This window comes from Pantoea sp. Z09, from assembly GCF_022394795.1.
In the GTDB taxonomy this organism is placed as follows: domain Bacteria; phylum Pseudomonadota; class Gammaproteobacteria; order Enterobacterales; family Enterobacteriaceae; genus Pantoea; species Pantoea latae.
Map to the genome: position 1 here is coordinate 3,697,664 of NZ_CP092373.1, position 23,807 is coordinate 3,721,470.

21 protein-coding genes, 4 tRNA genes and 2 other RNA genes are annotated in these 23,807 nt (G+C 60.6%); 4 read left to right on the forward strand and 23 right to left on the reverse strand.

The features are described from left to right. Positions 1 to 12: 12 nt before the first annotated feature. The 6 genes from yigB to MC269_RS17695 form a co-directional block, all read right to left on the reverse strand. A complete protein-coding gene (gene yigB / locus MC269_RS17670; protein WP_239953187.1) occupies positions 13 to 729 on the reverse strand; it encodes a 5-amino-6-(5-phospho-D-ribitylamino)uracil phosphatase YigB in 717 nt (238 codons plus the stop codon). Continuing rightward, positions 726 to 1,628, reverse strand: coding sequence for a tyrosine recombinase XerC (xerC, locus tag MC269_RS17675; protein ID WP_239953188.1), 903 nt, complete (start codon positions 1,626 to 1,628; stop codon positions 726 to 728). Before xerC ends, yigB begins: the two co-directional genes overlap by 4 nt. Further along, a complete protein-coding gene (locus tag MC269_RS17680) occupies positions 1,625 to 2,329 on the reverse strand; it encodes a DUF484 domain-containing protein (protein WP_081137933.1) in 705 nt (234 codons plus the stop codon). The genes xerC and MC269_RS17680 overlap by 4 nt, the downstream gene beginning before the upstream one ends. Further along, complete coding sequence (gene dapF / locus MC269_RS17685; RefSeq protein ID WP_239953189.1) at positions 2,326 to 3,150, reverse strand: diaminopimelate epimerase; 825 nt, start codon at positions 3,148 to 3,150, stop codon at positions 2,326 to 2,328. Before dapF ends, MC269_RS17680 begins: the two co-directional genes overlap by 4 nt. Positions 3,151 to 3,179: 29 nt before the next feature. Then, positions 3,180 to 3,398: a lipoprotein gene (locus MC269_RS17690; protein ID WP_081137931.1), complete on the reverse strand. Its 219-nt coding sequence runs from the start codon at positions 3,396 to 3,398 to the stop codon at positions 3,180 to 3,182. Between the two features lie 134 nt (positions 3,399 to 3,532). Beyond that, a complete protein-coding gene (locus tag MC269_RS17695) occupies positions 3,533 to 6,091 on the reverse strand; it encodes a class I adenylate cyclase (RefSeq protein ID WP_239953190.1) in 2,559 nt (852 codons plus the stop codon). A 317-nt stretch (positions 6,092 to 6,408) separates the two neighbouring features. Here MC269_RS17695 and hemC point away from each other — a divergent pair, with 317 nt between their 5' ends. The 4 genes from hemC to hemY are packed head-to-tail and all read left to right on the forward strand — an operon-like array spanning position 6,409 to position 10,449. Then, positions 6,409 to 7,350, forward strand: a complete 942-nt coding sequence (gene hemC / locus MC269_RS17700; protein ID WP_239953191.1) for a hydroxymethylbilane synthase — start codon at positions 6,409 to 6,411, stop codon at positions 7,348 to 7,350. After that, positions 7,347 to 8,087: a uroporphyrinogen-III synthase gene (gene hemD, locus MC269_RS17705; protein WP_239953192.1), complete on the forward strand. Its 741-nt coding sequence runs from the start codon at positions 7,347 to 7,349 to the stop codon at positions 8,085 to 8,087. Before hemC ends, hemD begins: the two co-directional genes overlap by 4 nt. Before the next feature lie 24 nt (positions 8,088 to 8,111). Continuing rightward, positions 8,112 to 9,248 carry a uroporphyrinogen-III C-methyltransferase gene (gene hemX, locus MC269_RS17710; protein ID WP_081137924.1) on the forward strand — a complete coding sequence of 379 codons (1,137 nt, stop codon included), beginning with the start codon at positions 8,112 to 8,114 and terminating at the stop codon, positions 9,246 to 9,248. Positions 9,249 to 9,252: 4 nt separating this feature from the next. Continuing rightward, positions 9,253 to 10,449 carry a protoheme IX biogenesis protein HemY gene (gene hemY, locus MC269_RS17715; RefSeq protein WP_239953193.1) on the forward strand — a complete coding sequence of 399 codons (1,197 nt, stop codon included), beginning with the start codon at positions 9,253 to 9,255 and terminating at the stop codon, positions 10,447 to 10,449. 773 nt (positions 10,450 to 11,222) lie between these two features. Here hemY and MC269_RS17720 read toward each other — a convergent pair. The 17 genes from MC269_RS17720 to wzzE all read right to left on the reverse strand — a co-directional run bounded on the left by MC269_RS17720 (position 11,223) and on the right by wzzE (position 23,802). After that, positions 11,223 to 11,350: non-coding RNA, RtT sRNA (locus MC269_RS17720), on the reverse strand. A 32-nt stretch (positions 11,351 to 11,382) separates the two neighbouring features. Next, positions 11,383 to 11,511: non-coding RNA, RtT sRNA (locus MC269_RS17725), on the reverse strand. A gap of 32 nt (positions 11,512 to 11,543) precedes the next feature. Beyond that, a tRNA-Pro gene (locus MC269_RS17730) sits at positions 11,544 to 11,620 on the reverse strand. A gap of 25 nt (positions 11,621 to 11,645) precedes the next feature. Continuing rightward, positions 11,646 to 11,732: transfer RNA gene (locus tag MC269_RS17735), tRNA-Leu, on the reverse strand. Positions 11,733 to 11,748: 16 nt separating this feature from the next. Next, positions 11,749 to 11,824 (reverse strand) — tRNA-His (locus MC269_RS17740). A 94-nt stretch (positions 11,825 to 11,918) separates the two neighbouring features. Then, positions 11,919 to 11,995, reverse strand: a tRNA-Arg gene (locus MC269_RS17745). A gap of 159 nt (positions 11,996 to 12,154) precedes the next feature. Next, complete coding sequence (gene wecG, locus MC269_RS17750) at positions 12,155 to 12,895, reverse strand: lipopolysaccharide N-acetylmannosaminouronosyltransferase (RefSeq protein WP_239953194.1); 741 nt, start codon at positions 12,893 to 12,895, stop codon at positions 12,155 to 12,157. Between the two features lie 35 nt (positions 12,896 to 12,930). After that, positions 12,931 to 14,274 carry an ECA oligosaccharide polymerase gene (gene wzyE / locus MC269_RS17755; protein WP_239953195.1) on the reverse strand — a complete coding sequence of 448 codons (1,344 nt, stop codon included), beginning with the start codon at positions 14,272 to 14,274 and terminating at the stop codon, positions 12,931 to 12,933. After that, positions 14,271 to 15,338 carry a TDP-N-acetylfucosamine:lipid II N-acetylfucosaminyltransferase gene (locus tag MC269_RS17760; RefSeq protein ID WP_239953196.1) on the reverse strand — a complete coding sequence of 356 codons (1,068 nt, stop codon included), beginning with the start codon at positions 15,336 to 15,338 and terminating at the stop codon, positions 14,271 to 14,273. Before MC269_RS17760 ends, wzyE begins: the two co-directional genes overlap by 4 nt. Further along, on the reverse strand, positions 15,335 to 16,585 hold the full coding sequence (gene wzxE / locus MC269_RS17765; protein ID WP_239953197.1) for a lipid III flippase WzxE: 1,251 nt from the start codon (positions 16,583 to 16,585) through the stop codon (positions 15,335 to 15,337). The genes MC269_RS17760 and wzxE overlap by 4 nt, the downstream gene beginning before the upstream one ends. Further along, on the reverse strand, positions 16,585 to 17,715 hold the full coding sequence (gene rffA, locus MC269_RS17770) for a dTDP-4-amino-4,6-dideoxygalactose transaminase (RefSeq protein ID WP_239953198.1): 1,131 nt from the start codon (positions 17,713 to 17,715) through the stop codon (positions 16,585 to 16,587). Before rffA ends, wzxE begins: the two co-directional genes overlap by 1 nt. Next, a complete protein-coding gene (gene rffC, locus MC269_RS17775) occupies positions 17,702 to 18,409 on the reverse strand; it encodes a dTDP-4-amino-4,6-dideoxy-D-galactose acyltransferase (protein WP_239953199.1) in 708 nt (235 codons plus the stop codon). Before rffC ends, rffA begins: the two co-directional genes overlap by 14 nt. Then, entirely contained in the window at positions 18,387 to 19,268 is an 882-nt protein-coding gene (gene rfbA / locus MC269_RS17780; protein WP_239953200.1) for a glucose-1-phosphate thymidylyltransferase RfbA, read from the reverse strand. The genes rffC and rfbA overlap by 23 nt, the downstream gene beginning before the upstream one ends. A gap of 22 nt (positions 19,269 to 19,290) precedes the next feature. Next, positions 19,291 to 20,370 (reverse strand): dTDP-glucose 4,6-dehydratase, encoded by a 1,080-nt coding sequence (gene rfbB / locus MC269_RS17785; RefSeq protein WP_239953201.1) that lies wholly within the window; start codon positions 20,368 to 20,370, stop codon positions 19,291 to 19,293. Further along, a complete protein-coding gene (gene wecC, locus MC269_RS17790; protein ID WP_239953202.1) occupies positions 20,367 to 21,626 on the reverse strand; it encodes a UDP-N-acetyl-D-mannosamine dehydrogenase in 1,260 nt (419 codons plus the stop codon). Before wecC ends, rfbB begins: the two co-directional genes overlap by 4 nt. Then, positions 21,623 to 22,753, reverse strand: coding sequence for a non-hydrolyzing UDP-N-acetylglucosamine 2-epimerase (gene wecB, locus MC269_RS17795; RefSeq protein WP_081142744.1), 1,131 nt, complete (start codon positions 22,751 to 22,753; stop codon positions 21,623 to 21,625). The genes wecC and wecB overlap by 4 nt, the downstream gene beginning before the upstream one ends. After that, a complete protein-coding gene (gene wzzE, locus MC269_RS17800; protein ID WP_081142746.1) occupies positions 22,750 to 23,802 on the reverse strand; it encodes an ECA polysaccharide chain length modulation protein in 1,053 nt (350 codons plus the stop codon). Before wzzE ends, wecB begins: the two co-directional genes overlap by 4 nt. Between the last annotated feature and the right edge of the window lie 5 nt (positions 23,803 to 23,807).

The following is a 23,807-nucleotide window of genomic DNA, read 5'->3' on the forward strand; positions in this document are numbered from 1 at the left end:
AATCTACAGCCATTATAACAGTGAGGTCAGGGATGCCAATCGCGAAATTTCGACATGGGGCAACAGACGCGCGTCGGCAATCTGCATCAGGTTGCCGCCGCGCAGGTTGATCCAGCACGCCTGCATGCCGCAGCGCAGCGCGCCGGCCACGTCGGTGGTGAGATCGTCGCCCACGTGCAGGATCTGCTCCGGCGCCAGGCCGAGCCGCTGCGCGGCGAGATGGTACATATCCTGATAAGGCTTGGCGCGGCCGTCTGGCCCGGCGCGCAGCGCAAACTGAAAGTAGTCGGCAATGCCGAGCTGCTCCGGGCGCGCGTTGCCGTTGGTGATCGCCACCAGCGGCACTTTCGCGCCGAGCGCCTTCAGCGTCTCATGCGTCTCTTCTGGCATCTCCACCTGGCTGCGCCAGTGGTGAAAGACGCCCATGATTTCATCGGCGCCCGTCGTCGCTTCCTGCGCGGAGAGTCCGGCGTTGAGCAGCGCCAGTTCGACCGAGCGTCGACGCCACTCCGACACGTCGTGGTAGATATCTGGCTCGCGCGCCAGCAGCTCGTCGCGCAGCGCCTGATAATCGCGCGGCGTGAATTCGCGCAGCGACGGATGGTAGGCCTGCAGCGCCGCGTGCGATTCGGCGGTGGTTTTGCGGATCACCGGATAGTTGTCGTAGAGCGTATCGTCGAGATCGAAGGTGATCGCCTTCACGGCGCGTAACGGACGGTAAAACTTCATTCGTTCTTTCCTCGTTTGGCACGGGGGTGCGCAGCGTCATACACCGTCGCCAGATGCTGGAAGTCGAGATGGGTATAGATCTGCGTGGTCGACAGACTGGCGTGGCCCAGCAGCTCCTGTACCGCGCGCAGATCGCCGCTCGACTCCAGCAGATGGGTGGCGAACGAGTGGCGCAGCTTGTGCGGATGGATATGGCTGGCGACGCCCTGCTTCACGCCCCATTCGGCGAAGCGCTTCTGCACGTTGCGCGCCGAAATGCGGCGGCCGCGGCTGGAGAGAAACAGCGCGTCATCCTCGCCGCCGAAGCTGGCGCGCAGCGGCAGCCAGCGTTCCAGCCAGGCGACGGCGGTGCGGCCGATCGGCACGCGCCGCTCTTTGCTGCCTTTGCCGGTGACCCAGACCTCGCCCGCCTCGAAGTCGACGTGGCGGCAGTCTATATTCACCAGCTCCGACAGGCGCAGCCCGCCGCCGTACATCACCTCCAGCATTGCGCGGTCGCGCACTGCCAGCGGATCGTTAAGGTCGATCTCCAGCAGCTGATTGACCTCGTCGACGTCGATATTTTTCGGCAGATGACGCGCGTTGCGCGGCGTGGAAACCCCTTTGGCGGGATTAGCAGAGAGTTTGCCCTGGCTGACCTGCCAGTCGAGAAAACTGCGCAGCGCCGAGAGCCGCAGCGCAAGGCTGCTGGCGCCTAACCCGGCGCGGCGACTGCGCGACGCCATGCTGCGCACCTGCGCAGGCTCCAGCGCCGCCCAGCTGCTGAGCTTCATCTCTTCCGCCATCTCCGTCAGCGTCGCCAGCTGGCGCGCGTAGTTTTCCTGCGTCAGCGGGCTGAGCTGACGCTCGACCCTGAGATAGCGCAGGAATTCGTCGACGACGGCCTGCAGCGCGCTCATGCGCGTTCTACCCAGCGCAGCAGCAGCTCTGGCATCATCTGCGCCAGATGCTGCAGCAGTAGCGTGCCCATCCCGGCCTGATAGTGCTGGCTGTCGCGGCTGCTGAAGATCAGCACGCCCAGCTCGCCGCGTTCGCCCATCAGCGACATCGCCACGGAGCCGATCGCCTTGGCCTGCGGCAGCAGCAGCAGCAGCTCCGGGCCGTTCAGGCTGCCGAGAAAATGGTGTTGCTGGCCGAAACGCTGGATGCGCAGCGGCTCGAACGCCTGGCGCGACAGGCCGAGCTGGACGAACTCCGAGGGCGCGCCCAGCCGCCATTGATCGGCGAACAGACGCAGGTTGGCGCCCGCCAGTCCCAGATCGCGCGCCCAGCGCTGCAGGCGATTAAGCATATCCTGCAGCGAACCGGCCGCCGCCAGATGCCCCTGCAGCGCCAGCAGCCGATCAAACAGCTCGTGATTGGCGCTCGCCTGCTCCATCAGCAGCGTGATCTCTTCTTCCAGCCGCTGAATATGGTTGCGCTGGCGCGCCATATGCCACTCCACCAGCGACACGCTGCCGCGCACCGGATGCGGCACCGCCATCTGTTCAACCTGGCGGGCGTTGCGGATAAAGAAGTCGGGATTTTGCTGCAGATAGAGGTTAACAGCCTGATCGTCCAGCAGGAGCGTGTTGTCAGCCTGCTCTTCGATATTTTTCATAGATGAATAAACCCATCGTAAACGTGTGTGGCAGGGCCGGTCATAAACAGCGGCTGACCGGCGCCTTTCCAGGCGATATGCAGCGTGCCGCCCGGCAGATCGACGCGCACTTTCGGCGACAAAATGCCCTGCTGGACGCCGCAGGCAACCGCGGCGCAGGCGCCGCTGCCGCACGCCTGGGTTTCGCCCGCGCCGCGCTCGTAGACGCGCAGGCGAATATGCTCCGGCGAGACCACTTCCATAAAGCCGACGTTGACGCGCTCGGAAAAGCGTTCGTGGCTCTCCAGCGACGGGCCCAGGGTCTCGACCGCGGCGGTCTGCACGCTGTCGACCTGGATCACGCAGTGCGGATTGCCCATCGACACCGCGCCAAACATCACCGTCTGTTCGGCGACGCGCAGCAGATAGAGGTTTTCCGCTTTATTGGCGCGAAACGGCACCTGCTGCGGCTCGAAATTCGGCTCGCCCATATTGACGCGCACCAGTTCGTCCGGCGTCACGCTCAGCACCATGCGTCCGGTCTGCGTGCTGACGCGGATCTCGCTTTTGTTGGTCAGCCCTTTCAGCCGCACAAAACGGGCGAAACAGCGCGCGCCGTTGCCGCACTGCGCCACTTCGCTGCCGTCGGCGTTGAAAATGCGATAGTGAAAGTCGAGATCGGGATCGTAAGGCGGTTCGACGATCAGCAGCTGATCGAAACCGATCCCCAGATGGCGATCCGCCAGCCGGCGAATCAGCTCCGGCGAAAAAAAGACGTTTTGCGTCACGGCGTCGACCACCATAAAGTCGTTGCCAAGGCCGTGCATTTTGGAGAACTGCATTTTTTGCTCCGCCGGGTGCGCCATTACGATTAGTCTGCTGACATGCTGGCGTTGCCGCCGCTCACCAGTCCTTTGGTATCGGCCTGCGCCGCGCGCTGCTGCTGCTGCTGTTTCTGCTGCTCAGCCTGCTGAGGCGTTTGCGTCTTTGGCTGTTCGGCGGGCGGGAAGTAAAGCGGTCCTTTTAGTCCACAGCCTGCCAGGCTCGCGAGCGCCAGCGCCATTGCCAACAGGCTTTTTACTCTCTTCATCTTTTCTGCTCTTCTGTCCTTAACCTGGTTGCTTATCATCGCAGTTGAAGATGGAAAAGCAACAGGAAATCCCCGCATTTCACGTGCGCGCGGTGACAGTTCAATAAGGAAAGGGCCGCGCGGCGAGCGCGGCGTCAGTGCACCTGATAGCGCGGCTGATAGTCGCCGTTATCGTTATCCGGCTGCGTCGCGCAGAGCTGGGCCAGCGTCTGGCTGCGGAACGGGATCACCTGGAAGCGATCGCCGGTGTTCACGATCTGGTAGAACTGCGGCAGATTGAAGTTGATAAAGCTCGAGCCGTAGGTAAAGCGATCGTGCGACGAGGAGTAGAACCGGCTGACGTCGCGCACCAGCTCCTCTTTACTGCCTTCGCAGTGGTGATAGACCTCGACGCGGTTGGTTTCATCCAGAATATAGATGTTGAACCCTTGCTCGTTGGTGGTCTCTTCGAAGAAGAACTGAATAATCCCTTCGCTGGCGTAGCCGTTTACCACCGGCGGCAGCGGCGTCTGGTTCGATTCCACTTTGATCGACAGGCCGTGCAGCTTGTTGTTGGAGATGGCGCCGTAAAACTCCACTGCGTTCTCCAGCTTCTGCACCGAGACGCTCATGCGTTCGAAGAAGAGTCCCCACGTCTGTCCCGCCATGCGCAGCGCCTTAAAGCGGCCCGGCTCCTGACGCGTGCTGGAGAGACGCAGCTCAATGCATTCAGACACCAGCTGCTGAACGCGGGTGCGGATCAGCCCGCGCAGGTGCTGGCTGTAGCAGAAGACCTCTACCGTATCCGGCGGCGCGGCGTCCTGATGCATTTTGCCCAGAATGGTCTTCAGCGCTTCGATCATCGCCTGTTCGCCGCTGAAGTGCAGCGTGCGCACCTCGTTCCACGAGTTGCGGTAGAGCAGATCGATGCTGCCGATCAGGCACTGCTGCTGCTGACCGAAGCTAAAGACATCGAGCTTGCGGAAGTCGAAGTGCACCACCTGATTGCGGAAAGCGGCGGTCGGGTCATGCTCAAGGTTGACGATAATCGCCAGATGGCGGATTTCGCATGGGCTGTAGAGCGCCTTCGGCGTCGGCGCGGGCAGACGCAGCGGAAAGTGAGAGGAGACGTCGTGCACCAGCTCCTGCAGGCGCGCCAGATCGCAGATCTCGTTGCCTTTGATATGCAACCGCGTTTTGCTGGTCAGCAGGCCGTTGAACCACGCCCAGGCCACCAGCTTATTCAGGTAGCGGTTATACTCCAGCGGCTGATGGCTGATGATCGAACTCATGTCAGGCGCCTGGTTATAGAGATACCAGCCTGAGCGATTGGCGCGGCCCGCCGGCACATGAATAAAGGTGAGGTTCTCTTCCGACAGGTCGGGCGAAATCTGCGGGTTGACCAGCGTGACCTTGCCCGGCAGCGCTTCGAACGCGGCGTACAGTTTACGCGTCAGCACGCCGATATCCTGCGGACTCGCGCTGACGCTTAAATTGTTGCGACGCGCAAAGCGGATCAGGTTGCGATAGCTCTGCATCATCGCATCCAGCAGCTCGTTATGCGCTTCGCGCACGCGTTCGATTTTCCAGCCGCCGCGGTTGTCGAGGATCGCCAGTTTCTCTTCGTCCCAGCCCCACTCTTTCACCAGCTGCGACAAGATCTCGCGGCGCCAGCCTGAGCGGCTGCTGTTTTCGTCGGCGCTCAGCTTCTCGCACACTTTCAAATAGAAGCAGCGGCGTACCAGATCGAGGCGCGGCTGATCGTCCACGCTGGTCAGGTAGTGCGTCACGCGCTCCAGCATCATGCAGTAAGGATCGAGGCCGAAGCTGACGATTTCACCGTCGTGCAGTCGTTGTTTGATATCCATCGCCAGCAGCTGCGTGTTGGGATATTCCCAGCTGTAGGCTTCCAGCAGCAGGGTTTTCAGCACCGCCTTATAGGGCGAGTCGATGCTTTTATAGAGTTGCCACAGGCTGGCACCGAAATACTCTTCTGCCGACAGCGTGCCCAGTCCGCCCAGGTCGAGCCACTCGTTGGGCGTCAGCACGCCCTGCGCGTAGAGCGACATCACATAGTCGTCGTAGTGATGTTCCTCTTCGCACGGCACCATATTCCACAGAATGCGTTTGCCCGCCATGCGCACGGCGGTGCGGTAGAACTCGTCCAGCAGCAAAATATGCTGCGTCGAGCCGCAGTCTTCCGCGCCCAGGCTGCCGCTTTCATTATGGCGGAAGCGGTTTTCATCAATCAGAAAGAAGCTGACTTCCACGCCCATCGAGACGCACCACTTCTGCAACAGCGTGCACTTGCGCTGCAGGTTGAGGCGCTCTTCATTGTCGAGCCAGGATTGATGGCAGACCCAGATATCGAGATCGGAAACGCTGTTCTGCCCCACTGACGAAGTGCTGCCCATCGAATAGATAGCGGTGATCGGCATTTCGCCGCTGCGCGACACGTCCAGCGTCAGCTCATGGCTGCCCGCCAGCTCTCGCATCAGCGCCAGCTGATTTTCTTCAGGCGTGAAGAAGCTGATGCCTCGGGGAACGTTACCGTCAAAGTAACCTGGCATCAGCGGGTGATGATAATGTAGTAAGGTCGGCAGCAGACTGTATACGTGCTGGAAAGCAGGTCCCATCGCAGCCAGCGCGCGATCGACGCGCAGCTGATTAATGGCATCCAGTCTCTGTTTCAGTGTCTCAATGTAGAGGTACAAGACGTTTCGCCTGATTGTCCCAGTGTTTAAGCAACCTGTTTCCGAAACCTGCCGCTTTGTAATCGAAAAAGTTGGGCAGATTATTGCTGGAAACGTGATCAATCTAACACCTGGCAGATTGACCGTAAAGAAAGTTGCGCTACTTAACAGTTTAGCACGTTCCTGTTCGCGTCCTGCGCTTTCGGACGCCGCTTGCCGCGTTATCCTCTTCTGCCGGGTGCCGGTTGCCGCTATCCCGGTCAAATAATCCGTTGAAACTGTCAGCCATCAGCCGACAATGATAGGATATTCGGTGAACGATCAAAATGGTTAACAGCATGTTAGACAAAATTTTCAGAATTGCTACAAGACAAAGTCCCCTTGCGCTCTGGCAGGCACATTATGTCCAGCGGCGCCTGATGGCCGCGCACCCGGGCCTGCGCGTAGAGCTGGTGCCGATGGTGACCAAAGGCGACATTATTCTTGATACGCCGCTGGCGAAAGTGGGCGGCAAGGGATTGTTTGTCAAAGAGCTTGAGCTGGCGATGCTGGAAAATCGCGCCGATCTCGCGGTGCATTCAATGAAGGATGTGCCGGTCGCGTTCCCTGAGGGATTAGGGCTGGTCACGATTTGCGAGCGCGAAGATCCGCGCGACGCCTTCGTCTCAAACCACTACGACTCGCTGGACGCCCTGCCGCAGGGCGCGGTGGTCGGCACCTCCAGCCTGCGTCGCCAGAGCCAGATTAGCGAGCGCCGACCAGATCTGGTGATCCGTTCGCTGCGCGGCAACGTCGGCACCCGCCTGTCGAAACTCGACGCGGGCGACTATGACGCCATTATCCTGGCGACCGCCGGACTGAAGCGCCTGGATCTTGAATCACGCATCCGCCAGCCGCTGCCGCCGGAAATCTCCTTGCCCGCCGTGGGTCAGGGCGCGGTCGGCATTGAGTGTCGTCTCGACGACAGCGAGCTGATCGGCCTGCTGCAGGCGCTTAATCATGACGACACCGCCATCTGCGTGAAGGCGGAGCGCGCCATGAACACGCGGCTGGAAGGAGGCTGTCAGGTGCCGATCGGCAGCTTTGCGCTGCTGGAAGGCGACCAGCTCTGGCTGCGTGGCCTGGTTGGCGCGCCGGACGGCAGCGTCATGGTGCGCGGCGAACGTCGCGGCCCTCGCGCCGAAGCGGAAGCGATGGGCGTTTCGCTCGCCGAAGAGCTGCTCGGCAACGGCGCGCGCGATATTCTGCGCGAGGTTTATCAAGGGCAGCCGCCTGCATGACTATCCTGGTCACGCGCCCGGAACCCGCCGCCAGCGAGCTGGCGACCCGCCTGCGCAGCCTCGGCCGCGAGGCGTGGACGCTGCCGCTGATCGAGTTTGCGCCGGGCAGTGATCTTGATCGCCTGCCGCAACAGCTGGCTGCGCTGCGCGCCAGCGATCTGGTGTTTCTGCTCTCGCAGCAGGTGATCCGCCATGCGCAGCCTGCGCTGGCGCGTCACAACGCAGCGTGGCCCGCAGACGTAGACTATTATGCAATTGGTCGCAGCACCGCGCTGGCGTTTCACACCGCCAGCGGTCGACACGTCGACTATCCGCACGCGCAGGAAACCAGCGAGGCGCTGATCAACCTGGCGGCGTTGCAGCGGGTTTCCGGTAAGAAAGCGCTGATTTTAAGAGGAAATCCCGGGCGCGAACTGCTGGCGGAAACGCTGGCCGCACGCGGCGCCGAGGTCACGTTTAGTCAGTGCTATCAGCGCTGTCACAAACACTACGACGGCGCTATTGAAGGTCGACGCTGGCGCAACCGCGGCATCACAACGCTGGTGGTCAGCAGCGGCGAAATGTTACAACAGCTGTTTTCTCTGTTCCCTGCGGTCGATCGCGAGGAATGGTTATTGCGCTGTCGACTGATTGTCGTCAGCGAACGTTTGGCTACGCTGGCCAGTGAACTGGGCTGGCAGGATATTCAGGTAGCTGATGGGGCCGATAACGACGCGCTGCTGCGCGCGTTACGCTGAACTTAATCATGGGATGTGCCACAGATGACGGAACAAAAAGCGACCTCCGCCACGGTTGAAGAGACGACGCCAGCGGCAGACACTTCGCCCTCTTCCCGCCCGCAACCGCCGCGCGACAAAAAGAGCGGCGGCATGGTGCTGGGCGCGGTGGCGATTATTATCGCGCTGGCGACCGGCGCGGGTTTATACCTTAACGGAAAACATCAGGCTGAACTTCAGGCGCAGGCGAATCAAAGCCTGAGCGATAAGCTGAACGCTTTGCAGCAGCAAGCGGGCAGCGACAAACAGCAGCTGGCGCAGCAGCTGAGCAGCGCGCAAAACGCGCTGAACGACGCGCGCACCCAGCAGGCCGCGACAGCGAAAGAGCTGGAAACCCTGCGCGAAAAGGTCGCCACGATCTCCGGGAATGACGTGCACGCCTGGCTGGTATCGCAGGCGGACTACCTGGTGAAACTGGCGGGCCGCAAGCTCTGGAGCGATCAGGACGTCACCACCGCCGCCGCATTGCTGAAAAGCGCCGACGCCAGCCTGGCCGATATGAACGATCCCAGCGTCACCAGCGTGCGCCGCGCGCTGACGCAGGATATCAGCACGCTGTCGGCCATCGACCAGATCGATTACGACGGCATCATTCTTAAGCTGAACCAGCTGTCGAACGGCGTCGACAACCTGCGCCTGGCGGACAACGACAGCGACGACGCGCCGATGGACAGCGACGGCGGCGAGCTGACCTCTTCGCTGCGCGAATGGCGTCAGAATCTGGTGAAAAGCTGGCATAACTTTATGGATGACTTCATCACCATCCGCCGTCGCGACAACACGGCGCAGCCGCTGCTGGCGCCAAACCAGGACGTTTATCTGCGCGAAAATATTCGCTCGCGTCTGCTGATCGCCGCCCAGGCGGTGCCGCGTCACCAAGATGAGATCTATAAACAGTCGATCGACACCGTCTCCAGCTGGGTGCGCGCCTGGTATGACACCAACGATCCGGCGACCAAAGCCTTTCTGGCGCAGCTGGATGAACTGAGCCAGCAGAGCATTAATATGAACCTGCCGGACAATCTGGAAAGTCAGCCGCTTATCGATAAGCTGATGCAGACGCGCGTGCGCAATCTGATTGCGCAGCCTTCCGTCGCCGCTGACCAGCCGCAAGGAGGCTAAGCGCATGCTTAAGGTATTTATCCTGTTCGTTCTGCTGATCGCCGGCATTGTGGTCGGTCCGATGATCGCCGGCCATCAGGGCTATGTGCTGATTCAGACCGACAACTGGAATGTGGAAACCAGCGTCACGGGCCTGGCGATCATTCTGATTATCAGCCTGCTAATCATTCTTGGCGTGGAGTGGCTGCTGCGCCGCCTGTTTCGCACCGGCGCGCGCACCCGCGGCTGGTTTACCGGCCGTAAGCGTCGCCGCGCGCAGCGCCACACCCAGACCGCGCTGATGAAGCTCGCCGAAGGCGATCATCGCCAGGTTGAGAAGCTGCTGTCGAAAGACGCCGATCACGCCGACGTGCCGGTGGCCAACTACCTGCTGGCGGCCGAGGCGGCGCAGCAGCGCGGCGATGAAATCCGCGCTAACCAGCATCTTGAGCGCGCCGCCGAGCTGTCGGACAACGACGTGATCCCGGTTGAAATCACCCGCGCACGCATTCTGCTGGCGCGTAATGAAGATCACGCCGCGCGTCACGGCATCGATCGCCTGCTGGAAGTCGCGCCGCGTCACCCGGAAGTGCTGCGTCTGGCGGAGCAGGCTTACCTGCGTACCGGCGCATGGAGTTCCCTGATCGACATTCTGCCGGCGATGGAAAAGTCGCAGGTGGGCGATGAGCAGCATCGCGCCGATCTACAGCAGCAGGCGTGGCTGGGTCTGATGAATCAGGCGATGGCCGATCAGGGCAGCGACGGCCTGAAGCGCTGGTGGTCGAATCTCAGCCGTAAAACGCGTCAGCAAACGGCGCTGCAGGTGGCGATGGCGGATCATTTGATCGAGTGCGACGATCACCAGACCGCGCAGGAGATCGTTCTCGACGGCCTGAAGCGCCACTATGACGATCGTCTGGTGCTGCTGATGCCGTGCATTAAGAGCAGCAATCCGGAAGCGCTGGAGAAAGCGCTGCGCCAGCAGATCAAGCAGCACGGCGCGACGCCGCTGCTGCACAGCACGCTGGGCCAGCTGCTGATGCGCCACGGCGAATGGCAGCAGGCCGCCGAGGCGTTCCAGCAGGCGCTGGCGCAGCGTCCCGACGCGTTCGACTATGCGTGGCTGGCGGATGTCTACGACCGTATGCATCGTCCAGAAGAAGCGGCGAAAATGCGCCGCGAAGGCTTACTGCTGACGCTGAAAAACAACCCGAATGCTTAATGTTGTTGTTACTTGTTTACGCCGGGCTTGCCCGGCTTTTTTTTGCCCATTATCTGGCGCAAAAAAAACACCTGCCAGAAGCAGGTGTAAGATCAGGTCGGTAAGACAACCCTGAGGTACCCGACTCAACGGTATGTCTGTTGATCCTGTAAGGCGTAAGCGATACAGGCAGGCAGACAACGGGTACCCAAAAGTGGCTCTGCGTCATTCCCAGGTTTATGCAGCATCAGCAGACATAAGAGGTGGAATGAGCATCTACGCGATAATTATTGCACAAGGCGTGCCAGGTTGCTGGGAATATAGTAAAGCCTGTATTTTCAATCACATGGCATTATTCAGTCTGCGCGGTTACTCACCGGTTGTCGGCAAAAAACGACAAACTATCGGTTTGCTGTCTCAATATTGAGACAGCAAATATCATCTTCCTGTAAGGATAATTAAATCAACGGGTTAATTGTCTCTGGAAAGCGACAAATAGACAGCTCTTCAGCTAAAACGCGAATGGCATGGACGGAAGAGCAAAGCGTCCCGCGACAAGGACAAAAACGCCAGGAGCGTTTTTGAACAACGCGCAGCGTTGGCCCGTTTACGGGCGCACCTCAGGGATGAGGTGCGTATCACGCGGGCCGAGCGCGCAGGGATGCGTACAGCGACTTTGCGATCCGTCCATGCCATACGCGTCGGCACAAAGCTTGCAAACAGCAGCCCACAACCTCACAACCCGCTTTTCTACAGACGAAAAAAAACCTGCTTTTTCAAGCAGGTTTATAAAATGGTCGGCGAGAGAGATTACGCTTATCTTCGATAAGCGCCCTTCGGGCCGTTGCTGCGCAACGTTGTCTCGCTACGCTCGGCGCAAACCTCCTTCGGAGGTTCTCATCCTCTTTTTCTACAGACGAAAAAAAACCTGCTTTTTCAAGCAGGTTTATAAAATGGTCGGCGAGAGAGGATTACGCTTATCTTCGATAAGCGCCCTTCGGGCCGTTGCTGCGCAACGTTGTCTCGCTACGCTCGGCGCAAACCTCCTTCGGAGGTTCTCATCCTCTTTTTCTACAGACGAAAAAAAACCTGCTTTTTCAAGCAGGTTTATAAAATGGTCGGCGAGAGAGGATTCGAACCTCCGACCCACTGGTCCCAAACCAGTTGCGCTACCAAGCTGCGCTACTCGCCGATAATTTTTATTGTTTTGATTTGCCTGGTGCGAAGAGAGGGACTTGAACCCTCACGTCCGTTAAGACACTAACACCTGAAGCTAGCGCGTCTACCAATTCCGCCACCTTCGCGTATCCCAGCAAAATCTGGGGTGGCTAATGGGACTCGAACCCACGACAACTGGAATCACAATCCAGGGCTCTACCAACTGAGCTATAGCCACCACAATTCGGTATGTTGCAAGCCAACGACCTGCACCATGTAACTCTTTATTAACGCGGTAATGTAACCACCGCAGCTCCTGCGCACAAACTAAATGGCGCGCCCGACAGGATTCGAACCTGAGACCTCTGCCTCCGGAGGGCAGCGCTCTATCCAGCTGAGCTACGGGCGCGTAGCGCCGTTGCGGATGGGCATACTACGGACTTGGGGTGATACTGTCCAGTGCTTTTTTAATAAAAAAACGCGTTTGATTACGCTTTGTGCATTTCGTCGAGGAATAGAGCACTTTGGCTATTTCCTCAGCGAAAAAAGGCCGAAGTAATCAGTCAGATCAGAGATCGCCACGCCAGTGATAGCGCAAATATTTGATCAGTTTTAGCTGACGACGCAGCCGGCTGGGCTGGCGAATCAGCCGATAGAGCCACTCCAGCCCCAGACGCTGCCAAATCTTCGGCGCACGCTTCACATGACCCGTAAACACATCATAGGTGCCGCCCACGCCCATATAGAGCGCGTGCGGCCAGCGCGCGCGACAGTCGCGCATCAGCAGTTCCTGACGCGGCGACCCCAGCGCAACGGTCACGATACGCGCGCCGCTGGCGGCGACGCGGGCAAAAAGCGCATCACGGTCGGCAGGGGCGAAAAAACCGTCCTGCGCGCCGACGATATTCACATTCCACTGCCGACGCAGCTTATCGCAGGTCTCATCCAGCACCGCCTGGCGGCCGCCGATTAAAAACACCAGCGTGCCCTGCCGGCCGGCGCGCTCCATCAATCCTTCCCATAAGTCGGCGCCCGCGATGCGCTGCACCGCCGCATGCGGATACTTCTTACGGATAGAGCGCACAATGCTGATGCCGTCGGGATATTTGAACTCCGCCTCCTGCAACAGCGCACGCAGCGCCTCGTCGTGCTCCGCCGTCAGCATCTTCTCGGCATTTATCGCCACCAGCGTCCCGCTGCGCGCGCTCTCCTCCGGCAGCAGAAAATCCACAAAGGCGGACATACTGTCGAAGCCATACAGCGACACGCCGCGGATATCATACTGCGGCGTTTCCGGTAACCTTGTCATGGTCGAGTCTTATCTTCCCGTTGTGCCCAGAGGCGTTAAGTTGGGCTATGTAAAACCTGACCGCCACGACGTCGAATCAGCCCGGCGCGATCCAGCAGCCAGAACAGCATCTTCGCCACGCCGAGGCAGGCCAGAAAAATCAAAGCGAAAAAAACCACGCGCGAGCCAAACGCATCCACGCCTTCGCGCGCCAGCACAATCATATTGAATACCGCGCCAAAGCAGAAACTCTGCATAATCGCGCCGCTGTAGCGGTTGTCGGCGTCACGCCCGCGTATATAGAGCGTATCGAAGCCCTTAATAATCAGTCCGACCGCCACCGCGCCCGGCAGGATAAACCAGATGCCGCCCATCACCAGCAGCGAGCCCAGCAGCGTGGGCGAAATCGCCAGGCCTGAATGGTTGTTCAGCACTTCCCAGGTAAAATAGTTGGCGCTGTTGAGCACCATCGACGGCCTGCCCGGCCAGAGCCAGCCGGGAATATAGACATAGAAGTCGCGCCAGATGGGCGCCAGCCCCTGAAACTCGATCTTAGAGTAGTTCTCCAGCAGCAGCGCCAGATTCTCCCAGGGCGAAAAGGTATCGCGCGTCAGGTAAAGAAAGGTGTAAACCGCCTCTTCACCGAACACGTTAAGGTTATAGCGCCGCAGCGCTAGCCAGAACATGCCGCCAATCGCCAGCACGCCCGCCGCCGCCAGCATCCACAGGCTGATCCAGCCGCGCGTAATGCCGATAAACAAAAACAGCGCAAAGGCGATGATGATATTCGCCCGCGTGCCGCCGACCAGCGCATAGGTCAGCAGGCCGAACGCCACCGTTACCAGCAGAAACAGCAGCCAGTTACGCTGCGTCGGACGCAGAAAATAGAGGATCAGCATCGCAGGGATAAAGAAATAGAAAAAGCGCTTCAGCGCCACGCCGGAGACTTCGCTGGAAAAAATCTGGTTGTAGGCGGTGAGGCGAAACAGCAGAAAGCCGTTGTGCAGGAAAAACACCGTCACCGTGCCGATCGCCACCAGCGCCAGCAGAACGCAGGTCAGATGGGTCTCCACACGGTTCATCTGCAGCCAGGGCCTGGCGCGCGGCACCGCCGCAGGACGGAGCCGCACCTTATAGCTGACGTAATAGACGGCGTAGAACGCCGTCGCCGACAGCAGCGCCTGCAACAGATACTCCGGCGGCACCACCTCGACGTTAAAGCGGAACACCAGCCCGCAGGTCAGCGGAAAGCCAAAGTAGAAAGTCAGCAAAAACAACAGGGTGAAAAAAAGGTGGAAATTAAAGCGCACGCGCCTGAACTCCCGCCAGGTCAGGGTCAGAATAAAACCCAGCGACAGCAGATAAACCACCAGCAGACCGCTAAACTGCATGAGGTTCATGACGACTCCCCTTCACAATGGCGCAACGCGTCGCGCCAGCCGGTTATATAGCCAGGGGCAAAAAAGGCGATAGCCTGCTTATCGCAGCTCGCCAGCTGTCGGCGCGCTTCCGCCACGCTCGCGTAATCCAGTGCATCGCTGCTGAACAACACCGGCAGCCCCTGCTCGCTGATATCGCGCCAGAACGGATTGCGCCGGTTAAGCACAAAGGGCACGTTAGCCTGAATCAGCAGGCAAAGCGTGCCGATGCCCTGCTGGCGTTCGAACATAAAATAACCTAAATGACAGCGCGCGAGCAGCGCTAAATAGTCATCAAAGGCGAGGTTGTCGCGCAGCAGCTCGACCTGTCCCGCAGGAAAGAGTCGCTCGGCCGCCGCCGCCACCTCGTTGATATAGGCCGCATTGTCTGGCGGATAGCCCAGCGGCACCAGCACGCGCACCGCTTCGCCAAACTGTTCACAAATCGCCTTAAGGCCGTCGATATGGCGATTGCTGGCGTCGCCGGAGTTGCCCAGCAGAATGGTAAAGCGCTCGTCAGGCGTGCTTTGCGGCGCGGCCGGGCCCATTTTCGTCGGGAAATAGAGCCGCGCGGCGGGCACGCGCGGATGGCGCTGCTGGTAATAGTGCAGATCGCCCTGGGTGGCGAAAACCTGCGCCACGCGCCCCTGCGCGATGCGTCGCAGCAGATAGAACAGGCGAAACTTCAGGCTGCGCGACTCCTCATAGAGGTCCGCGCCCCAGACGTGCCAGTAGATCTGGCTCGGGCGAAGCTTACCGCTCAGCAGCGCCAGCCAGATGCCGGGATTAAACTGCCCGTGACAGAAAAAACGCTGTTCGCGGTTTTTTGCCCGCGCGATCAGTGCCTGCGCCAGCGCCTTTTTCGAGCTAAAAGTTTCAATGCGCAGATTGTCGAAGGCGGCGAGCGCGGCAGGCTGCTGCGTGACCACCATAAACTGGCGCGGCGGGTCGGCCGGCAGCTCTGCGCTTAAAACATCGTTGAAAAAGCGCAGCACCGTGTGATTGTGATGAGGGATATCCGATCCCAGCACGTGAATTAACGTCATTTTTTCCGGTAATAAATCATAAATGCGCCGCAGCAGAGCGCGAAATAAAGGAGATAGGTCGCCATATAGGCCTGCGCCGCGCCGGTAACGCCCGACAGCGGGATCAGCCAGCGCGAGAAGAGCGTCAGCAAGATAAACTGGCTAATTTCGGCCAGAATATAGAAACGCAGCGACGCTTTGGCAATCACCAGATAGCCAAAGACATAGGCGCCAACCTTAAACACGTCGCCGCACAGCTGCCAGACAAAGAGATCGCGCATGGCGTGAAACGCAGGCGAAAACAGCAGCCAGATCGCCACGTCGCGCAATAGCCAGACGCAAAAGCCGATCGCCGCCACGGCAGGTAAGACAAAGCGCAGCGCGCGGCCGATTTCCCGGGCGATATCGCGCTTCTGCTCCAGCCGCGCCAGCGTCGGCAGCAGCCAGACGCTGAAGGTGGCGGTGATAAACTGCAGCCAGGCGTCGGAGATGCTGGTGACGGCCTGCCACAGGCCGACCTGCGCCCAGCCGTCGTGCTGCGCCAGCAGATTGCGCATCATGATCCAGGCGACCGGCAGCGTTACCGATGTAATCAGCGCCATCAGGGTAAATTTCGCCAGGCGGCGCGCAACGTCTGGCTGCCACTGGGGTTTTAGCCAGCCGAGCGGCAGCGGCACGCGTCGCTTTAGCAGCGCGAATGCCGGCACCGCCACCAGCGCAGGCACCAGCGCAAAGCCCACCAGCGCGCCCGAATAGCCGCCGATCCACCAGCTGAGCGCATAGGCCGCAACGCCGAGCAGGCTGCCGACGATCAGCGCCAGCGCGTTGCCGCGCGCGTCGCGATAGCCTTTCAGCAGCGCCAGCGCCAGATTGGCCCAGGCGATGCCGAACTGCAGAAAGGCAACGATGCGCACCACATTTTTAAAGCGGGTATGGCCGAACAGCGCCTGGCTAATCGGCGCGGCGGCCAGCAGAAACAGCAGCGCCAGCAGCGTGGAAAAGCCCAGCACCATCGCCGACGCGGTGCCCAGCAGCGCGCGCAGCGGCGCCGGCTGATGCTGATACTGCGCGACGTAGGTGGTGACGCCGTTGAAGATGCCAGCGCCGGCCAGCACGCCGAGCACGGTAATCAGCTGACGGAAGTTACCCGCCTGCCCGACGCCTTCCGGGCCGAAACTCACCGCCAGCAGTTTGACCACCAGCAGCCCGGCGGCAATTTTCACCAGCGTGGACGAAGCCGTCCACACCGACGCTTTTGCCAGCGACATCAGGCGAAAAAGCTCAGCAGAGAACTGATAACCGTATTCTGGTTATTGTCCGTCAGGTTATAAAACAGCGGCAGACGCAGCAGACGTTCGCTTTCGACGGTGGTAAAACGATCTTCACCGTGGAAACGGCCAAACTGCTGGCCCGCTGGCGAGCTGTGCAGCGGGATATAGTGGAACACCGTCAGGATCTCCGCCTCTTTCATCCAGCTAATCAGCGCCTGACGATCGTCGCTGTCGCGCAGCTTGATATAGAACATATGCGCATTGTGTTCGCAGGCGTCGGGCAGCGACGGCAGCTGGAGACGTCCCTGCGCCGCCAGCGGCTGCAGCGCGTCGTAGTAGCGCTGCCACAGGCGCAAGCGCTGCTGATTCACGCGCTCCGCCGCTTCCAGCTGCGCCCACAGATAGGCCGCCTGCAGATCCGCCATCAGATAGCTGGAGCCGATATCGCGCCAGGTATACTTATCCACCTGACCGCGGAAAAACTGGCTGCGGTTGGTGCCTTTTTCACGAATAACCTCGGCGCGCTCTACCAGCGCCGCATCGTTGATCAGCGTCGCGCCGCCTTCGCCGCCCGCCGTGTAGTTCTTGGTTTCGTGGAAGCTAAAGCAGCCGATATGGCCGATGGTGCCCAGCGCGCGCCCTTTGTAGCGCGACATCACCCCCTGCGCCGCGTCCTCGATCACAAAGAGCTGATGCTTCGCCGCCAGCGCCATAATCGCATCCATTTCGCAGGCGACACCCGCATAGTGCACCGGCACGATGGCGCGTGTTTTCTCAGTAATCGCCGCTTCGATTTTGCTTTCGTCGATGTTGAGCGTGTCGGGACGGATATCCACGAAAACAATGGTCGCGCCGCGCAGCACAAAGGCGTTGGCGGTGGAGACGAAGGTGTAGCTCGGCATAATCACTTCATCGCCGGGCTGAATATTGATCAGCAGCGCCGCCATCTCCAGCGAGGCGGTGCAGGAGGGCGTCAGCAGCACCTTTTTACAGCCGAAGCGCTGCTCCATCCACTGCTGGCAGCGGCGGGTGAAGCCGCCGTCGCCGCATAGCTTGCCGCTGGCCATCGCCGACTGCATATATTCGAGTTCGCTGCCGACAACCGGCGGCGCATTAAATGGGATCATGACCTTTCCTGTAGAACCAGTAAGCGGTGCTTTCCAGCCGCGCACCGCTGCGTAAATAGAGGCGCATCGCCGTCAGATTGCTGAGCTGCGTCGCGACGCGCAGATGCGCGAGCTGACGCACCCGCCCCCAGTCTGCGCCGGCCAGCAGCAGGCGCTGCCCAATGCCGTTGCCCTGCGCGTGCGGCAGCACGCCCAGCAGCCCGACGCGCACGTCGCCTTCCGTTTCACGCAGCGAGATAAAGCCCTGCAGCGCGCCGGACGCGTCGCTGGCGATCAGGCACTGATGATCGAAGGTGCCGCGCACCGCGTTCTCAATCCACTGCGCGTAAAAGCGCGCGCTGGCGTCCGCGGCAAACCAGGGCGCGCGAAAACGGCTCTGCACGAAAATCTGCGCCGCCGCCGCGCGCAAATCCGCGATTTGCGACTCGCGGGCGATGCGGATGCCGGGCTGGCGTTCGGTGCGTTTAATGGTGATAGCCAGATCGGCTTCGCCTTCCGCCAGCTGAAAGCCGTGCTGGCAGAGGACGTCGATCGCCTCAAGCCGGTCAGCGGGCACTTTGATTTGCCATAAATCAGTGGGATGCCGCAGCGCATCCTCCAGCGGCAGCTCACCGTCCAGATCGAGTCGCGCCGTGGCGCAGCCGAAAAAGGCGCTTTCCCAGGCGAGGGGGTTAATACTGACGTGGGCGGGCATGCAGCAGATCCAGCAGATACTGGCCGTAGCCGGTTTTCGTTAATGCCTCGCCGGCGGCGCGCAGCTGCTCGTCGCTCAGCCAGCCGTTGCGCCAGGCAATCTCTTCCAGACAGGCGACTTTGAAACCCTGACGTTTTTCCACCGTCTGTACAAAGGTGCTCGCCTCAATCAGGCTGTCGTGCGTGCCGGTATCGAGCCAGGCGAAACCGCGCCCTAACAGCTCGACGGAGAGCTGGCCGCGCGCCAGATACATCTGGTTAATGGCGGTAATTTCCAGCTCGCCGCGCGCAGAAGGCTTCACCTGCTTTGCAAACTCGACCACCTGATTATCGTAAAAATAGAGGCCCGTTACCGCCCAGCGCGATTTCGGCGCGCTGGGTTTCTCTTCGATTGAGATGGCGTTAAACGCGTCGTCAAACTCCACAACGCCGAAGCGTTCGGGATCCATTACCTGATAGCCGAACACCGTGGCGCCCTGCGCGCGCGCGGCGACTTTGTTTAGCTTGGGACTAAATCCCTGACCGAAATAGAGATTATCACCCAGCACCAGGCAGCAGTTATCGCCGCCAATGAAGCTTTCGCCGATAATAAAGGCCTGCGCCAGGCCATCCGGGCTGGGCTGCACCGCATAGCTAAGGCGAATGCCGAATTCGCTGCCGTCGCCCAGCAGGCGCACAAAATGATCGCGGTCCTCTGGCGTGGTGATCAGCAAAATGTCGCGAATGCCCGCCAGCATCAGCACCGACAGGGGATAGTAGATCATTGGCTTGTCATACACGGGCAGCAGCTGTTTAGAGATCGCGCGCGTAATGGGATGAAGACGCGTGCCTGATCCGCCAGCCAGAATAATACCTTTCATCGCTTCCGCTCCTCTGACGCCGTCATGGGCGCGACGCGGCCAGGCCGAGCCGTTCGCCGCGATAGCGCCCGTCCAGAATGGCCTGCCACCAGGGATGATTGTTTAAATACCAGCGCACGGTTTTCTCCATGCCGCTTTCGAAGGTTTCCGCCGGCGTCCAGCCCAGCTCGCGCGCAATCTTGCTGGCGTCGATAGCGTAGCGCTGGTCGTGCCCGGGGCGATCCGCGACAAAGGTGATTAAATCGCGGTAGTGCGCCAGGCCAGCGGCTTTACGCTCCGGCGCCAGTTGCTCCAGCAAATCGCAGATAGTGTTGACCACGTCGATATTGCGCTGCTCATTATGCCCGCCAATATTATAGGTTTCGCCAACCTTACCGCTGCTCACTACGCGATAGAGCGCACGTGCGTGATCTTCAACATACAGCCAGTCGCGCACCTGCTCGCCGTTGCCGTAAACCGGCAGCGGTTTGCCCGCTAGCGCATTGATGATGGTGAGCGGAATAAGCTTTTCCGGGAAATGGCAGGGGCCATAATTGTTCGAGCAGTTGGTGACAATGACGGGCAGGCCATAGGTACGCAGCCAGGCGCGCACCAGGTGATCGCTGCTGGCTTTGGTCGCAGAATAGGGGCTGCTTGGCGCATAGGGCGTGGTTTCAGTAAAGAACGCATTGGGATCCTGGAGATCGCCGAACACTTCATCGGTGGAGATATGATGGAAGATAAAGGCCTCGCGTCGCTTGCCTTCTAGCCCCTTCCAGTAGCCGCGCGCCGCCTCCAGCAGTTGATAAGTGCCAACAATATTGGTTTCGACAAAGGCGATGGGGCCGTCAATGGAGCGGTCAACGTGGCTCTCTGCCGCCAGGTGCATGACGCAGTCTGGCTGATAGCGCGCAAACACCGCGTCCAGCGCCGGACGATCGCAGATATCGACCTGTTCGAAAGCGAAGCGCGCGTCCTGCATCACGCTGGCCAGCGAAGCGAGATTGCCCGCATAGCTGAGCTTGTCCACCACCACAATGCGGTGATCCGTCTCTTCAATCAGAAAACGCACCAGCGCCGAGCCGATAAAACCCGCGCCGCCGGTGATTAAAAACTGCTTCACCGCCATACTCCTCGCGTATCCACTATCCAGCGCTGCGTCACCTGCGACGCCTCGACGGCGCGGAACCGATCGTGATCCACCAGCATCACCAGCACGTCGGCCTGCGCCAGCGCCTGCTCGCACGAGACCAGCGTCGCCTTGTCGCCAAGCGCGGCGGGCAGCGCGTCGATATGCGGCTCCACCACCCAGCTCTGGCCGCGATGCCATTCGGCGATCATCTGCGCCACCTGCATCGCCGGGCTTTCACGCAGGTCGTCAATGTTGGGCTTAAACGCCAGGCCGAAGCAGGCGATAACAACCTCATCCGCGCGCTTGCCGCTCTGCGTCAGGCAGTCGGCCAGCGCTGTTTTGACCTGATTCAGCACCCAGTGCGGCTTGCTGTCGTTCACCTCGCGCGCGGTGCGGATCAGCCGCGCCAGCGACGGGTTTTGCGCCACGATAAACCAGGGATCGACCGCGATACAGTGGCCGCCGACGCCAGGCCCAGGCTGTAAAATATTGACGCGCGGATGGCGGTTCGCCAGCGCGATCAGCTCCCAGACGTTGATCCCCTGATCGGCGCAAATCAGCGACAGCTCATTGGCGAAGGCAATATTAACGTCGCGGAAGCTGTTTTCCGTCAGCTTGCACAGCTCCGCCGTGCGCGCGTTGGTTTCCACACATTCGCCCTGCAGAAAGAGGCGATAGAGCGCGCTGGCCTGCGCCGAGCAGGCGGGCGTCATGCCGCCGATGACGCGATCGTTGTGGATCAGCTCCTGCATAATTTTGCCCGGCAGCACGCGCTCCGGGCAGTAGGCGATAAAGATATCCGGCGTGCCGCCGTGCTGCGGGAAGCGCAGGTCCGGACGCGTCACCGCCAGCCACTCCGCCATCTGCTCCGTCGCGCCGACCGGCGAGGTAGACTCCAGTATCACCAGGTCGCCTTTTTTCAGCACCGGCGCGATCGATTCCGCCGCCGCCTTCACAAAGCGCAGGTCGGGCTGGTGATCCGCCATAAAGGGCGTCGGCACCGCAATCAGAAACGCATCCGCCGCTTCCGGCTGCGTGGTGGCGCGCAAATAGCCCTGCGTCACGGCCTCGTGCACCACTTTATCCAGCGCGGGCTCGACGATATGGATCGCCCCACGGTTAATGGTCTCTACCGCGCGGGCGTTAATATCCACGCCCACCACGTTTTTCTTTTGCGACGCAAAAACGGCTGCGGTCGGCAGCCCAATATAGCCCAGTCCAATCACGGAAATGGTGTCAAAACTCATAGGTCAACTCGGGTATCTTTTAAGGCTTGCAGAATGCGCTGACAGGCGTTGCCGTCGCCGTAAGGGTTGTGGGCGCGGCTCATGGTTTGCCACGCCGCCTCGTCGCTTAGCAACAGGCCAACTTCGGCCACGATTTTCTCCACATCGGTGCCGACCAGCTTCACGGTGCCGGCGTCGACCGCTTCGGGACGCTCGGTGGCGTCGCGCATCACCAGCACCGGTTTGCCCAGCGACGGCGCCTCTTCCTGAATGCCGCCGGAGTCGGTGAGGATCAGCCAGGCGCGGTTCATCAGCCAGACAAAAGGCAGATACTCCTGCGGCTCGATCAGCACGATATTGTCGATGCCGCTGAGAATGCGGTTTACCGGCTCGCTGACGTTTGGGTTAAGGTGCACCGGATAGACGATCTGCGCATCCGGGTGCTGACGCGCGATGCGCGCCAGCGCGCTGCAGATGCGCTCAAACCCTTCGCCGAAACTTTCCCGGCGATGGCCGGTGACCAGCACCAGCTTTTTCTCGCTGTCGAGGAAAGGATAGTGCCCGGCGAGCTGCGCGTTAAGGCTGGGATCGGCGATTACCCGATCGCGCACCCACAGCAGCGCGTCAATCACCGTATTGCCGGTGACAAAAATGCGCGCGTCGGGCAGATTCTCCGCCAGCAGGTTGTGGCGCGAACGCTCGGTGGGCGTAAAGTGCAGGCGGGCAAGATGACCGGTCAGCTTGCGGTTGCCCTCTTCCGGCCAGGGCGAGGTCAAATCGCCGGTGCGTAGCCCCGCTTCCACATGACCGACCGGGATCTGCTGGTAAAACGCCGCCAGGCTGGCGGCCAGCGTGGTGGTGGTATCGCCGTGCACCAGCACGATGTCTGGTTTGAAGTCGAGCAGCACGGTTTTCATGCCCTGCAAAATGCGGCAGGTAATCTCTGTCAGTCCCTGCTCCGGGCGCATCACGTTCAGATCGTAATCTGGCTGCAGCGCAAACAGGCGCAGCACCTGATCGAGCATCTCGCGATGCTGCGCCGTGACGCACAGACGAGAGTCGAACGCAGGATCCTGCGCCAGCGCCTGCACCAGCGGCGCCATTTTTATCGCCTCCGGGCGAGTCCCGAATACTGTAAGCACTTTCACGCGGTTTCTCTCGCTGATCGGGCGCCGGAGCGACGCGCCAGCGCCACGCCTGCGCCGGTCAATGCGCCTAATGCGCCCCACATAATCATCATAAACAGACGACGCGGGCTGTCGCGCGACACCGGCTCTTCCGGCGTCCGCAGGTAGCGGTAGGTCTGGAAGGTGCGGTTAAGTGTCGGTCCGGCGCTCAGGGTGGTGAGCATCGCCCTGTTTTGATCGTAGCTGATATCGTAAGTCGGGCCGGTCGCCTGCAGGGTTTCCAGCTGCGCCTGCAGCTGCGGCTCGCCCAGCAGGAAGAGGTCGCTGTCGGCGATAGGCTCGCGCGCGTCGCCCGAGCGGTTTTCATGGATCCCCTGCTGGCTGGCGACCTTCAGCGCCTGCTGCAGCCGATGCTGCTGACGCTGGAAAACCGCATTCGCCACATCTTCCTGGCGCTTCACCTGTGCCTGCAGCTGCTCGCCGCGCGCCTGCCAGGCGCCTTTCAGCTCGCCGTTGAGGTGGCGCGCCGCGCGCTCGCTGGCGAAGGCGATGTACTGACGCAGCAGATTGTTGGCGTCGCCGGCGCTCTCCGCAATCAGCTTCACGCTGTCGCGCGTGTTGCGCGCCGCGTCGGCGGGCAGAAACTGGATATTCGCCACCATATCGTCCAGCAGCGCGGCGTCGTTGTGCGCGTTGCCCGAACGGCGGCTTTTGTAGTAGTCGGTCTGCTGCCAGAAGTCGCGCCGCGTATCCCAGGCGCCCAGCTGCATAATAAATTCCTGATAGACCTCATCCATAATGGTTGGCGAAGGCGCCGCCAGATTGAGCGTATTGTTGCGCACGTCGAGGTTATTCAGGAATTGCTCCTGCGCGTAATAGTCGCCGAGCATATTCACCGTAGGACGATCGGTGATCGCCGTGGTGCTCCACGCCTGTTTCATCAGCAGCGACGCGAGCCAGGCGACCAGCGCAAACAGCAGCGCAAGGCCGATAATCCAGCGCTTGCCGCGCCACAGCGTGCAGCCCAGGCCGCGAATATCCAGTTCGTTCTCTGCAACCTCAGAGGTCATAACAA

Excerpts from the sequence above, each read along its gene's own strand:
- MC269_RS17690 (WP_081137931.1), bottom strand. The coding sequence starts at position 3,398 with ATGAAGAGAGTAAAAAGCCTGTTGGCAATGGCGCTGGCGCTCGCGAGC.
- dapF (WP_239953189.1), bottom strand. The coding sequence starts at position 3,150 with ATGCAGTTCTCCAAAATGCACGGCCTTGGCAACGACTTTATGGTGGTC.
- rffA (WP_239953198.1), bottom strand. The coding sequence starts at position 17,715 with ATGATCCCATTTAATGCGCCGCCGGTTGTCGGCAGCGAACTCGAATAT.
- MC269_RS17760 (WP_239953196.1), bottom strand. The coding sequence starts at position 15,338 with ATGACGTTAATTCACGTGCTGGGATCGGATATCCCTCATCACAATCAC.
- wecC (WP_239953202.1), bottom strand. The coding sequence starts at position 21,626 with ATGAGTTTTGACACCATTTCCGTGATTGGACTGGGCTATATTGGGCTG.
- wzyE (WP_239953195.1), bottom strand. The coding sequence starts at position 14,274 with ATGAACCTCATGCAGTTTAGCGGTCTGCTGGTGGTTTATCTGCTGTCG.
- hemY (WP_239953193.1), top strand. The coding sequence starts at position 9,253 with ATGCTTAAGGTATTTATCCTGTTCGTTCTGCTGATCGCCGGCATTGTG.
- MC269_RS17680 (WP_081137933.1), bottom strand. The coding sequence starts at position 2,329 with ATGAAAAATATCGAAGAGCAGGCTGACAACACGCTCCTGCTGGACGAT.
- wzxE (WP_239953197.1), bottom strand. The coding sequence starts at position 16,585 with ATGTCGCTGGCAAAAGCGTCGGTGTGGACGGCTTCGTCCACGCTGGTG.
- rffC (WP_239953199.1), bottom strand. The coding sequence starts at position 18,409 with ATGCCCGCCCACGTCAGTATTAACCCCCTCGCCTGGGAAAGCGCCTTT.
- hemC (WP_239953191.1), top strand. The coding sequence starts at position 6,409 with ATGTTAGACAAAATTTTCAGAATTGCTACAAGACAAAGTCCCCTTGCG.
- rfbA (WP_239953200.1), bottom strand. The coding sequence starts at position 19,268 with ATGAAAGGTATTATTCTGGCTGGCGGATCAGGCACGCGTCTTCATCCC.
- wzzE (WP_081142746.1), bottom strand. The coding sequence starts at position 23,802 with ATGACCTCTGAGGTTGCAGAGAACGAACTGGATATTCGCGGCCTGGGC.
- wecG (WP_239953194.1), bottom strand. The coding sequence starts at position 12,895 with ATGACAAGGTTACCGGAAACGCCGCAGTATGATATCCGCGGCGTGTCG.
- xerC (WP_239953188.1), bottom strand. The coding sequence starts at position 1,628 with ATGAGCGCGCTGCAGGCCGTCGTCGACGAATTCCTGCGCTATCTCAGG.
- hemD (WP_239953192.1), top strand. The coding sequence starts at position 7,347 with ATGACTATCCTGGTCACGCGCCCGGAACCCGCCGCCAGCGAGCTGGCG.
- yigB (WP_239953187.1), bottom strand. The coding sequence starts at position 729 with ATGAAGTTTTACCGTCCGTTACGCGCCGTGAAGGCGATCACCTTCGAT.
- hemX (WP_081137924.1), top strand. The coding sequence starts at position 8,112 with ATGACGGAACAAAAAGCGACCTCCGCCACGGTTGAAGAGACGACGCCA.